We start from the raw sequence: 12,363 nt of genomic DNA on the forward strand, positions 1-12,363 counted from the left end.
CCAACAGCCGCGAGACTCAGAACGCAGCCTCGAGAGGCTCGCTCACGCGCACGCGCTCCTGGCCGCGTTCAAGCTCGGTGATCTTGAGCAGCAGGGGCTCCTGCGTGCCGTCGAGCATGCGCAGGCGCAGGGTGACCGCATCGTCGTACACGGTATCGAGCACTTTCGCACCGCAGTCCGACGCAATGCGCACGAGCTGGTCGTACTTGCCGTACGCCGCTCGCACTTCGATGTCCACGCACCGCGACACCACCACCAGCTCCGCCGCCTCGATGCCCGCCTGCGTGGCCTGCGTGTACGCGCGCACGAGGCCGCCCGTGCCCAGCAGCACCCCACCGAAATAGCGCGTGACCACCGTGATCACGTCGGTCAGCCCCGCGTGCTGGATCACCTCGAGCGTGGGAAGCCCCGCCGTCTTCTGAGGCTCGCCGTCGTCGGAATAGCGCACGCGCCCTTGCACGCCCGCGCCGCCCTCGCGCAGCACGTAGGCGTACACGTTGTGGCGCGCCATGCGGTTGGCCGCGCGGATCTCCTCGAGGAACGCCAGCGCTTCATCCTCGGTTTCGACATGCGCCAAACTAGCGATGAAGCGGCTCTTCTTCTCCTCGATCTCGGCGGTCGCCCGCCCCGCTATGGTGGTGTAGGAAGTCATGGGGAAAGTGTAGCAGACGCATAGCAGGGCAGCAAAAAACCCGCCGAAGCGGGTTTCTCAATTCAGATGGTGCGGGCGAGAGGACTTGAACCTCCATGGGGTTGCCCCCATACGGACCTGAACCGTACGCGTCTGCCAATTCCGCCACGCCCGCACAACAAAGGCTTCTTATCGAAGCGATTGAACATGATACCTGAGTTCATGGATCGTGACAAGGAGAAATTACACGTTCTTTGAATTTTTCTGAAAGCGTCGCAGCGCCGACCAAGCCGCGGGAACCAGAAGCGCCGTCGAGACAGCAAGCAGAACGAAGTCGATCGGGTCGCCGGTAACGTAGGTTTGCTGCAGGTTTCCCGCCAGCAGCTGCGGGCCCGCGTACAGGAAGTTGAACGCGGCGTGCACGGCGACGAGCGTCCACAAGTTGCGCGTTCCGAAGTACATCGCTGCCATGAACAGGCCGAACAAAGCGGCTTGCACGGGTTTGCACGCCGTTTGCGCAACCGCGACGAAATCGGCGGCCTGAACGGCCGAGGCAGCCTCGCCCAGCGACACGTGCAGCGCGCCGAACAGCACGGCCGACACGAGGGCCGCTCGCAGCATGCCGCGTCGGCCTCCTCCCAACGCCGGAGCGAACGCATCGAGCGCCAGCACCCGGAAGACGCCCTCCTCGAACACAGCGGTCAGGAGGCAAAGCGCGACCACTTGCATCACGTGCAACGGGGAGGCGTCCAAAGCGGCCCCTTGCGGTTGCACGACCAGCGACGCGAGGCCCACAGCCAAACCCACGGCCAGCACGTACAAGGCCCACGCGAGCAAACCGCGCCCGTCGCAAAGGCGCGGCGCGCGCAAAGCCCGCGGCCGCGATGCCGCCACAGCCGCAAGCGCGACCGCAGCTAGCGCCGCGCCCTGCGCGAGCGACCCGGCGAGGGTGTCGCCGGGGACCAGCGAGAAGCAGCACGCCGTTGCCACCAACGCCGCCACGAACACGGCGGCGCGATGGTTGCGCGCGCAACCGCCGTCCTCAAGCCCCATCGTGGAATTCGCGCGCGTCACGCAGCCTCATCGCCCTTTGCCATCGAATACATCGTATGCAGGCAGTATACTGGAACGCCATGAGCGTCACATCGAGCATATCAGCAGCTTCCCCGATGCGGGGCGTTTCCTCGTTCACGCTCAAAGTCGTGGCCATCGTCGGCATGACGTTCAACCACGCCTGCTACATTTTCTATCCCTACCTGCCCGCCGAGGCGTTGCTCCTGCTGTTCGGATTCGGCGGGCTCACCTTCCCCATCATGGCGTTTCTGCTGGTGGAAGGCTACCATCATACCTCGAACATCAAGCGGTACGCCGGTCGGTTGCTGGCGTTCGCGCTCGTCTCGCAGGTGCCGTACGGCCTGTTTCTGGCGCACAACCTCAACGTGCTGTTCACCCTGCTCATCGGCCTGGGAATTCTGTACTTGTACGACACTATGGAAAGCCGCGGCGGATTCTGGCTTGCTGCCGCAGCGCTGGTGACGGCCAGCGCGCTGTGCGACTGGGGGATCATCGGGCCGCTCATGATCCTCATGATGCGCGCGATCCCCGACCGGCGCCAACGCATCGTGTTGCCCCTGCTCGTGCCCATCCTGGGCAACGGCCTGCCGGCGCTCTCCGACTACATGGCAGCGTTCGATCCAGCGCTGCTGCCGTTCGCGCTGTATCCGCTGCTGGGTTGCACGGCCACCATCCCGCTGCTGCTCGCCTACAACGGCTCGCGCGGCCGCCCGATGAAGTGGCTGTTCTACGCATACTACCCCGCGCATATTCTGGTGCTGGGGTTGGCGAAGGGGTTGCTGCTGGGCGATTGGGGGCTGGGGCTGTAGAGGCTGACGCCGCACGGGATCCTTCGACTCCGGCGCTGCGCGTCTCCGCTCAGGATGACAGAGGACGGCTACTTCCAGTCGCTTCCCAACACCACGAGGAAATCGCTCTCGAACAGATACGATCCGTCGTTTTTCATGGCTTTTCCAACGCCAAGAGCATCCGCGATCTCCTGCGCGCGCGATGCCTTCGCCTCATCGTCGTAAATCACCAGCGTCTTAGGGTAGTCGAAGCTGTCGGCATTGCCCGACTCCACCGAATAGCCCAGTTCCTCGATGCGCTCGGACGCCTCGGTGCCTGCGCCGGTGATGCCGTTGCCGTTGCGCACCGCCACGCTGCCCGTGCGCTTCGCTTTTTTCTGCGTGCCGTCCTCGTTCGTGCTGGAATGCGTCTGGCCGCTGCCGGTGGTTGCCAGCACGGTGTTCGACATCTCGTCGACGATGTCCTCGTCGGTGGGCGGAAGGCCCTGGTTAACGCGAGTCATCATTTTCTTCCATTCGTCGACGTTGTTGATTTCGTACCAGACGTCGTTGATGTACTTGGACGTAGTCGGCTCCATGGCCGAATAGATGTCGGTGGCCGGGTCGAGGCCCTGCATCGTCTGCGCGAGGCCGATGATGTCGGAAATCTCGAGATCCGTAGTCACGTATTGGGAAAGCGCCTGGACGGTGGATGCCATCGTGGCCACGTCGGCCGACAGGATTTTCTTCGCGATGGCGGACAGGACGAGACGCTGGTTCGCTGCACGGTAGGAGTCGCCGTCGCCGTACTCGTCGTAGGCATGGCGCGAACGACACAGGATGAGCGCCTGATCGCCGCTCAGCGTCTGCAGCCCGGCATCCAGATGGCCGCCGGCATCCTCGTCGTCGATCTCCATCGGAACATCCACTTCGACGCCGCCCAGCGCATCGACAATGTCTTTGAAGCCGTCGAAGTTGATCTCGGCATAATGGGAAATGGGCACACCCGCCAACTTCGATACGGTTTTCACCGTGAGAGCGGCTCCGCCGATGGCATGTGCAGCGTTCAGCTTGTTCTGCCCGTATTCCCCCATGTCTACCAGGGTATCGCGGTGGATGGAGACGAGCGTCGCCTTCTTGTCCACCGGGTCGATGCGCGCGAGGATGATGCTGTCGCTGCGGAACTGATCGCCGGCGAATTCCGCCGACGCTTCGCGGTCGTTCGACCCGTCGGTTCCCATGAGCAGGATATAGAACGGCTCGTTCGCCAAATCGGTTTCCACGAGCGCATTGCGCAGCTCGGCGCTGACGCCGTCGTGAAGGTTTCCCGAGAGTACGTTGTAGTACGCGAACGCAGCCCCCGCCCCGCCCAGCACCAGCACGCCCACAACGGCAAGCGCGATAACCAGCGTGCGGCGACGAGAGCGTGCGCGCGTGCGCTCGTAATCGGCTCGCGACACGCGGCGCGGCGTGGGAGCGGATTCGCCTTGAACGCTGGGGCGACGACCCGGTTCAGTCTGACGGGAGCGGCCGTACGAGGAGCGGGAAAAACGCTCGGTGCTCGCAGGGCGCCGTTGAGGGCTGCGTTTGTTGTCCATTGCGCCATTTTCGCGGCAGCGCTCTACCCGCGCAACCGCCTCCATCGGTTTACTAGGAAAAGCCCACAGGGCAGCGCAGCGGAAGCGGTGTCATCCCGAGCGAGCACCAGGTTGACGCCGCACCGGCGAGCTTCCCGCTACCTGTGCACTCCCAGCTTCTTGACCATGGCGTCGTTCGCATCTTGCTCGACGGCGTCGTCGAGCGGCGCCAACTCGATGGCCGGCTGGCCCGTTCGCGATGCGAAACGTTGGAGAGCGCGTGCGAGCAAATCGTCCGCAACCTCGGGGTTCTTCGCCAGCAGCGGGCCATGCAGATACGTGCCCACCACGTTCTTGTAGCGCACGCCGTCCTGCTTGTCGGCATCGTTGTTGCCGTGCCCCGTGGAAGACGCCACGGCGCCGAAGGGCTCGACGCCCGCGCCGAGGTGCGTGCGTCCCGCATGGTTCTCGTAACCCACGACAGGGCGCTTCGCCAGCGGCGAGGTCAGCACGATGTTGTCGATGAGCCGGTCGCCGGAGCCGCCCGCCGCACGCTCGGTGGTCATGTCGACGATGCCCAGGCCCTGCACCACCTCGTCGCCCAGCAGCCACTCGTGGCCGAGAATCTGGTAGCCGCCGCAGATGGCCAGCAAGACGCCGCCGTCCTCCACGTAGGCATGCAGCTGCTCGCGCATGTTCATGAGCTCGGCCGACGCCAGGCGCTGCTCGCGGTCGGGGCCGCCTCCCAGCATGACGAGGTCGACGCCGGAGAGGTCGATGGCCTGGCCGTGGTTGACGCGCTTGACCTCCACGGGGATGCCGCGCCAGCGCAGGCGCTGTTCGAGGATGCGCACGTTGCCACCGTCCCCGTACAGGTTGAGCAGGTCGGGGAAGAGGTGCGCGATGGTGAGGGAGGCGGCGGGCGCAGGAGTCTCCCCCTCTCCTGGCGCGGAGACGGAACGGTCGCCCCCACAGCCATCGCCCGCGCCATGGGGGCGGGGGAAGCCCTCATCCGTGCCATGCGGGTTGGCGGAATCCTCGGCCGCGGCGCCCGCCGCGCCGTGGCTGGTCAGCACCGCATGCACCGGGGGCAATGCGGTGTAGTTCGCGATCAGGTACGCGTTTTCTTCGGCCGACAGGCTGGCTATGCGCGCCAGCAGGTCCTCGGCATCCGCAACCACCTGCGATTCGATGCCGGCATACTTCAAGCGCACCTGCATGTCGTTCGCGCGCAAGCCGCCCGCGAACACGGTGAGCTTGGCCGGATCGTCCGCCAGCTCCTCGAAGTCGATATCCCACAGCCACGACACGTCGCGGCCATCGCCCTCCTTGTCGTTCACGAAGAAGGCTACCACCTTGTCACCCGCGTCCTGCGCCACGATCTTGAGGTTCTGATTGAAGCCGGTGGGGTTCTTCGCGAGGTTCAGCAGCACGCGCCGACCGGCGATGTCAAACGTTTGCAGGCGCCCGTTCTGCGGGTCGAAGGCGTCGATGGCCTTCTGCAACGCGGGAAGCGGGCAACCGGCGAGGCCGGCCGCGGCAGCGGTTGCCAGCAAGTTGTACACCATGTACGCGCCGGTGTACGGCGCGGCGATCGAACCCGCGGCTGCCCCCTCGCCGTCCCGACGCACGTCGAACGACAACCCGTTCAGGCCCAGCTTCACGCCCGTTGCCGCGAAGTCCAGGGCGGAACGCGCGAACCCGCAGGTGGGACACGAGAACGATCCCAGTTGCCCGTACTGGCGATAGTCGTATTCCAACATGGACGAGCAGCGCTGGCACATCTGCGCGTCGGCCACCGAATTCTGCGGCAGCCCCAGGTCCTCGTCCACGCCGAACGCGATGGAGGGGTTCGCCGCGCGCTCGGCGATGCGGACGCACAGCGGGTCGTCGGCGTTGTACACCAGCACCGTGTCCGGCGACTTCTCCAGCGCGCCCACGATGCTGTCCTGGATGCGGTCGATCTCGCCCACGCGGTCCAGCTGGTCGCGGAACAGGTTGAGCAGCACCACGTAGGTGGCCTGCAGCTGCGGCAGGATCTTCGCCAGCCACAGCTCGTCGCACTCGAACACGCCCCAATCCGACGGGCCGGCGTGCAGCAGCGACGTCGCCACGCCCGAGTCCAGGTTCGCGCCGGTCCGGTTGCACACCACGCGCTGGCCCGCCAGCTCAAGCGCGTCGGCCAGCAGGTTCGTCACCGTGGTCTTTCCGTTCGTTCCAACCACGCACACCGAGCCCTGCTCCAGCTTCGGCGCGAGGTCGGCAATGAGACGCGGATCCACGTACAGCGCGATTTTGCCCGGGAAGTTCGCGGCGGGACGGCGGAACACGTTTTTGAGACCCCACGTTGAAACGGCGCTGACGGCGCGCGCGCCGGCGAACTGCAAACCCATAGGTCATTCCTTTCGATCACGTTGCGTTCAGTATAGTGGTTCCACCGCACCCCGCACGCCGCCCCCGCCCGCACTGACACCCGCCCTCCATACAAATTTCAGGACGAGCAGCGCCAGCGCAAAGCTCACTCGTCACCCCTCGTCAACCTAACAGCCGCTTCAACCAAAAGAAGAACCGCGCCCCGATTTATCCTCAACTAAGCTTGATGCCGCTATACTGATGAGATAAGGTGATTGTGCAGCCGTCGGCCGAAGCACGCGGCCGCATGCACCCGGCGACCCAGGAAGGTTATGCCCGAACGCAATTACGACGACGCTTTTTTCCAGCATTCGAATGACGAGCGAGCTTCCCGTCGTTCCGATGAGTCGACTTCTCCAGGTTCACGACCACACCAGTACAACACCAGGCAAACCGCACGTTCCACTGCCGCCCGCTCCCGCCTGAACGCAACACAGCAGCAACCGCGCAATGCGGCATCCTACCAGAAACCAGGACGTTACCATCGACCGCCGGGCCCCGAACAACCGAGGCGGCGCGCTGTTGGAATCATTGCCAGCCTGCTCGTAGTGGCCGCTTTCGCCGTTGGAGGGTACTTCGTCGTGCAGAGCCTGCCTGCCTCCATAACCCTCAATGGAGCCAACCTGGAAGTAGGCGGTCACAAGACGTTGGAAGACGCGCTGCGCGCCAGCGGCATCAAGCCGAAACCCGGCGATTTCGTTGCCGTGGACGGCTCGGTGATCGAAGCAGGAAAGGGCGAGCCGTTTCACGCCACCGTCAACGGCGAAGTCGCTACCGACATGGATACGAAGCTGAACAACGGCGACGTGGTCGAACTGGGCGACGGCAGCGCCATCGAAGAGCCGAGCGAAACCGCCGAGGAAAGCATCCCCTACTCGATCGAAGAGGAAGGGCGCGGACCTATCCACGTGCTCGAGGGGCAAGGCGCCGACGGATTGAAGCGCACGAAAACCGGCTCGGTCTCCGGCCTGACGACGGAAGAAGTCGTGCAGGAGCCTTCCAACGTGGTGCGCCGAAACGTTTCGCCGCAGGTAGGCGAGGACAAAGTGGTGGCACTCACGTTCGACGACGGCCCCTGGCCCGAATCCACCGCCGCAGTGCTCGACGTGCTGGCCGACCAAGGGGCGAAGGCCACATTCTTCACCGTGGGCAATCGCATCGACGGAGAAGGCGTCGACCTCGTAAAGCGCGCAGCAGCCGAAGGCCATCAGATATGCTCGCACTCGTTCGACCACGCGGCGGGCGACGGTCAAAGCGTGAACCTCGGCTACATGACGCCTGAGGATCAGGTCGCCGAAGTGCAGAAGGGCTACGAAGCCATCGAAGCCGCCACCGGCGCCGAAGCCAGCCATGTATTCCGCACGCCGGGAGGCAACTACGGCGAAGGCGTCATGCGCAATGTCGGGCCGCTGATCAGCGCGGAAATCGGCTGGAACATCGACTCGCAAGACTGGCGCAAGCCCGGAGCCGCCGCCATCGCCAACCAGGTGAAAAACGCCTGGCCGGGCGCCATCGTGCTCATGCACGACGGAGGCGGCGACCGATCGCAAACGGTCGAGGCGCTCAAAGACGCGCTCCCCTATCTCAAGTCGCAGGGCTACCGCTTCGTCACCATGGACGAGCTGCTCGGCTATCCGCTCTCCTAAACCTCGCTTCTGCCGCTCGCCGGACGAAGGCCTCCTTTGATCTTCTTCGGGATCGTTCGCCGCGAGACGTCGTGCCTTTGGCGACAAACATCATCGAAACCACCTGTTTCCTCAACATAGACATTGCTATAGTAAAGTACGTGGGCCGCGCATGGGTGCGACCGTTTCAGAAAGAGGGGTCGGCGGTGCTTCATGGACGTTAGCCAAATCGTTGCCGTTGCTGTGTTCGTCGTGGTCATGATCACCATCATGACCGAGAAGCTGCACCGGTCGCTCGCGGCCATCACGGGCGCGATGATCGTGTTGGCCCTGCATGTCATGCCGTTCGACGCGGCCATGGAGCACATCGACTTCAATACCCTGGGCGTGCTGCTGGGCATGATGCTGTTCGTGTCGGTAGTGAAGCTGTCGGGTGTGTTCGAGTTCCTTGCCATCAAGTGCGCACGACTTGCAAAAGGCGACCCTTGGAAGATCATGCTACTGTTCGTGCTGCTCACGGCCGTACTTTCAGCATTCCTGGACAACGTGACCACCGTGCTGCTCATCGGGCCCATGACGCTGACCGTATGCAAACTGCTCGACGTCAACCCCATCCCGTTCTTCATGACCGAGATACTCGCGTCGAACATCGGAGGCACCGCAACGCTCATCGGCGATCCGCCCAACATCATGATCGGCTCGGCAGCCGGATACTCGTTCTTCGACTTCATCCTGTACGATGCGCCCGCCGTGGCGATTATCCTCGTCGCGATCCTCGGCGTGTTCTACGCGCTATACGGCCGCAAGATGAACGTGGACGACGAGCACAAGGCCCGCATCATGGAGCTGGACGAGCACGCGCAGATCAAGAACCGGCGGCTGCTGAAGCAAAGCGTGGTGATGACCGCCCTGGTGGTGGTCGGGTTCATGGCGCATGGCGCGTTGGGGCTGGAATCGTGCATTATCGCGCTAGGCGCCGCGGGCATCATCATGCTGATCTCGGGCGAAAGCATCGAGGAAGCGCTGTCGAACGTGGAGTGGACCACGCTGTCGTTCTTCGCCGGCCTGTTCGTCATCGTGGGCGCGCTGGCCGAGACCGGCGTCATCGGCATGCTGGCGAACGGGTTGATCGACGCAACCGGCGGCAACGTGTTCATCACCATGCTGGTGCTGCTCATCGGCTCGGCCGTGATCTCCAGCTTCCTGGACAACATCCCGTTCGTGGCCACGATGATCCCCATCCTGCTGGCCATGGAATCCACCGGCATGGACGTCACGCCGCTGTGGTGGGCCGTGTCGCTGGGCGCCTGCCTGGGCGGCAACGGCACGCTCATCGGCGCCAGCGCCAACGTGGTGCTGTCCGACATCAGCAAGAAGCACGGGTACGAGATCACGTTCGCGAAGTTCTTCAAGACCGGCTTCCCCATCATGCTGCTCACCATTTTGATAGCCGGCGTATACCTGGTGGTGCGCTTCCCTCCAGCGTAAGCGCACGGGCGCGAGGCGCAACCGACACGAGCGAAAAACTCGCCTCAACCCCTTGCAGGAGCGCGGGGGTTCGGATATACTGCTTACTCGCGCTTCGCTTAGAAGCCGTATGCCAACGTGGCTCAGCTGGTAGAGCAACGCACTCGTAATGCGTAGGTCAGCGGTTCGAATCCGCTCGTTGGCTCCAGAAAAAGAATGCAGGTCAGGCGATGAGAGTTGCCTGACCTGCTTTTGTTTCCGGAGTTTTTCTTTCAGCGCCCTGGAAGGAGATGAGCTCATGTCCAAAGCGAACGGCAGCGAGGCGCTCGTCGCTGAACAGCTCTCCAAAGATCGCGCCGTCATCGAGCTATGCAGACGATCGCTCGTCAACCATTTCGTAGTGCGGGACATGGATGCCGCCTTAGCTTATATGGCCGACGATGTTGAATGGCTGGGTCCGTTCAGCTGTCAAACCGCCTCGGACAAGAAGACCATGGAAGACATCCTACGACCCGAGTACAGCATACGGCTCGCATTGGCAGACGAGCGTTGGCGCGCCCGTAAACGCGCCAACACCTGGATCGTCTCGGCACGCTATACGCTGCTCGTCGTGTCGGCCGGCGGAGAGCGCAGCATGCCGTTCAAGCAACATGCTACCTACGTATGGGCCCCTACGCCGGACGGACCTCGCATCGTGCATCTGCACGTGTCGAACGCCACCGATGCGAACCCGCTCTTGCCTTCGCTCGATCCTGGCCAGAACGCCATCGAATTCCTGTACGAGCACTTCGATGCCCAGGGATCCGGCGCCGGCAAGCTCAGCTTCCGAGACACGGACGGAGACGTTCACGTTCTGCATCCCAACGAACTGTACGCTATAGAATCCGACGGTCCACGCTGCGTCATCAGGCATGCGCACGGAAAGTTCGCGGTGCGAGGCGCCTTGGCAAGCCTGGAAAAGGAACTGCCTGCAAAGGACTTCCTTCGCTTGCACCGCAGTTGTCTGGTGCATCGCGGGCGCATCGCCAGCATCGAGGATCATCAGGCGCTGCTCGACGACGGCTCCTCCTACCCCATCGCGGAGCGACGCAGCCGGGAGATCAAGCAATCGTTCGAACTGACCTTGTAGCACACCTCGTCGCGCGACGCCGACCTCTCCCGCGCAACATGCCAGAGCAATCTGCCGACCGCTGCGTTCGTTGCGTTTGAACGGGCATTCGTTCTCAGGGGATCGCTCTTTGCCGGCGGTTCGATCTATAATCCAGTGGTATATGGGGATTTCGGAATAGGAATGTTCCGCAATGCGATCGGAAGGGCGGCGATTCGATCATGATAGACGACGAAAAGCTCGCCGCCTGTTTTTCCGACAAAGGTATGGAGCTTGACGATGACGACCTCGACCAGGCATCGGGCGGTATTAGCTGCCCCGACCAGATCGTCTTCTTCTGCACCAGATGCCATGAAGCGAAAACGGTCACGAAAACCAGCAGCGCGCTGATATGCCCCGATTGCGGTACGCCGTTCGGAGCCTCAACTTCTCCGAATCCCGATCCAACGTAGGGAGAACCAAGGGACGGTACCGGCAATGGCAAGAGCGACGGGCGTTGAGAAGCCGTATGACAAGCTCTTCCACCGATGGGACTCTTCGAAAGAGGTCGTTCGTTTCGTTTGAAGGGGCGTTCGTTCCGCGCATCTGAAAATCGTCCTGCTACCCGGTTACAATCTCGCATGCTTCATTATTTCGACCCTGCCAATGAAAGAGGAACCGCATGTCGACGATACGCACGTTTGCACGATCCCATCCGCTGCTCGTAACCGCCGTCGGGCTCGCCATCGGACTGGCCGTGATCTGGTTCGTGCCATCCGACGGGTCTTTGGCGAACATGATGTTCATTCGCCTGGGATTGACCATCGTCATGTTCGCCATCATGGCCGTCGCGGCAGGATGCAACATCATCGTGCCCAACGCCAAAAGCATCGGCCTCTCGTTCAAGAAGTCTATCTACCCGTTGGTCGTAGCGCTGGTCATGGGCGTGTTCGTTCTGCTCGGCACCGCAATGAAAAACGAGGGGATGGTGTCCGACTGGCCCTTGCAGCTGGCGCTGGTCATCATGCTCTGCCTGCTTGTGGGCACGTTCGAAGAGGGCTTGTTCCGCGGCATCGTTTTCAGCGGGCTGCTGGCTCGTTTCGGCGAGACGCGTCGAGGTCTGATCGGAGCCGTGATAGTCTCATCGCTGATCTTCGGCTTCGTCCATGTGACGCCGTCCATCATGAACGGCCAAGTGGTCACCGGTTTGGACATGGCCCAAGCGGCGCTCAAAACCCTGCAAGCCGGCATCCTGGGCGCGTTTCTGGCCGCCCTGTTCCTGAAAACGCGTAACATCTGGGGCATCGCGCTGGTTCATGGCCTCAACGACCTTTTCGTGATGCTGGGCGACGCGCTTTTTTTCCGGCACCACGTCCACCACGTACGTCAACAACGACGCGATGATGGCCAGCGCATCAGTCGTCATGTACGGGGTGTTCTTCCTGCTGTACATCCCCATCATCGTCTCGACGGTGCGCATGCTCAAGCAAGTCGAAGTCCCCTGCAAAGGCCCCTTTGCCGATAGGTGGTCTTGAGCGACTTTGAATCCGCGCGAAGCCCCAACGGCTTCGCGCGCTATCTTTACTCGCGAAAACGACCGCCTTTCCACCTAAGGTTCACGCTCTTTCTCGCGTTGCTGCGCTAACTCGGATCACCGTCCTTCTTCGTCCTCCTTACGCTTCCGCTAACGGAATAAGCGCCGAGCGTTACCGGTGGTACTATC

10 protein-coding genes and 2 tRNA genes are annotated in these 12,363 nt (G+C 62.8%); 7 read left to right on the forward strand and 5 right to left on the reverse strand.

The window, feature by feature from the left end; genetic code table 11:
• Positions 1-16 precede the first annotated feature (16 nt).
• The 3 genes from ELEN_RS15015 to ELEN_RS15025 all read right to left on the reverse strand — a co-directional run bounded on the left by ELEN_RS15015 (position 17) and on the right by ELEN_RS15025 (position 1,705).
• The gene (locus tag ELEN_RS15015) at positions 17-652 is read right to left on the reverse strand and encodes an IMPACT family protein (protein ID WP_009305354.1); all 636 of its coding nucleotides are present in this window, start codon (positions 650-652) and stop codon (positions 17-19) included.
• Between the two features lie 67 nt (positions 653-719).
• A tRNA-Leu gene (locus tag ELEN_RS15020) sits at positions 720-806 on the reverse strand.
• Between the two features lie 68 nt (positions 807-874).
• Complete coding sequence (locus tag ELEN_RS15025; RefSeq protein WP_009305355.1) at positions 875-1,705, reverse strand: CPBP family intramembrane glutamic endopeptidase; 831 nt, start codon at positions 1,703-1,705, stop codon at positions 875-877.
• A 95-nt stretch (positions 1,706-1,800) separates the two neighbouring features.
• Between ELEN_RS15025 and ELEN_RS15030 the strand changes: the two genes are divergently transcribed.
• Positions 1,801-2,514 carry a TraX family protein gene (locus ELEN_RS15030; RefSeq protein ID WP_009305356.1) on the forward strand — a complete coding sequence of 238 codons (714 nt, stop codon included), beginning with the start codon at positions 1,801-1,803 and terminating at the stop codon, positions 2,512-2,514.
• Positions 2,515-2,582: 68 nt separating this feature from the next.
• Here the strand turns inward: ELEN_RS15030 and ELEN_RS15035 are convergent, their stop codons facing one another.
• Entirely contained in the window at positions 2,583-3,932 is a 1,350-nt protein-coding gene (locus ELEN_RS15035; RefSeq protein WP_035584603.1) for an LCP family protein, read from the reverse strand.
• A gap of 275 nt (positions 3,933-4,207) precedes the next feature.
• Positions 4,208-6,442, reverse strand: coding sequence for a MurT ligase domain-containing protein (locus ELEN_RS15040; protein ID WP_009305358.1), 2,235 nt, complete (start codon positions 6,440-6,442; stop codon positions 4,208-4,210).
• A 600-nt stretch (positions 6,443-7,042) separates the two neighbouring features.
• Here ELEN_RS15040 and ELEN_RS15045 point away from each other — a divergent pair.
• The 6 genes from ELEN_RS15045 to ELEN_RS15070 all read left to right on the forward strand — a co-directional run bounded on the left by ELEN_RS15045 (position 7,043) and on the right by ELEN_RS15070 (position 12,165).
• Entirely contained in the window at positions 7,043-8,107 is a 1,065-nt protein-coding gene (locus tag ELEN_RS15045; protein WP_015761499.1) for a polysaccharide deacetylase family protein, read from the forward strand.
• 192 nt (positions 8,108-8,299) lie between these two features.
• A complete protein-coding gene (locus ELEN_RS15050) occupies positions 8,300-9,574 on the forward strand; it encodes an ArsB/NhaD family transporter (RefSeq protein WP_009305360.1) in 1,275 nt (424 codons plus the stop codon).
• A 111-nt stretch (positions 9,575-9,685) separates the two neighbouring features.
• Positions 9,686-9,761: transfer RNA gene (locus tag ELEN_RS15055), tRNA-Thr, on the forward strand.
• Positions 9,762-9,851: 90 nt separating this feature from the next.
• Positions 9,852-10,682, forward strand: coding sequence for a LytTR family transcriptional regulator DNA-binding domain-containing protein (locus ELEN_RS15060; protein ID WP_009305361.1), 831 nt, complete (start codon positions 9,852-9,854; stop codon positions 10,680-10,682).
• A gap of 200 nt (positions 10,683-10,882) precedes the next feature.
• Positions 10,883-11,113, forward strand: coding sequence for a hypothetical protein (locus ELEN_RS15065; RefSeq protein ID WP_009305362.1), 231 nt, complete (start codon positions 10,883-10,885; stop codon positions 11,111-11,113).
• Between the two features lie 209 nt (positions 11,114-11,322).
• A complete protein-coding gene (locus tag ELEN_RS15070; protein ID WP_015761500.1) occupies positions 11,323-12,165 on the forward strand; it encodes a CPBP family intramembrane glutamic endopeptidase in 843 nt (280 codons plus the stop codon).
• Positions 12,166-12,363 lie beyond the last annotated feature (198 nt).

It is taken from the genome of Eggerthella lenta DSM 2243 (genome assembly GCF_000024265.1).
Taxonomy (GTDB): Bacteria; Actinomycetota; Coriobacteriia; order Coriobacteriales; family Eggerthellaceae; genus Eggerthella; species Eggerthella lenta.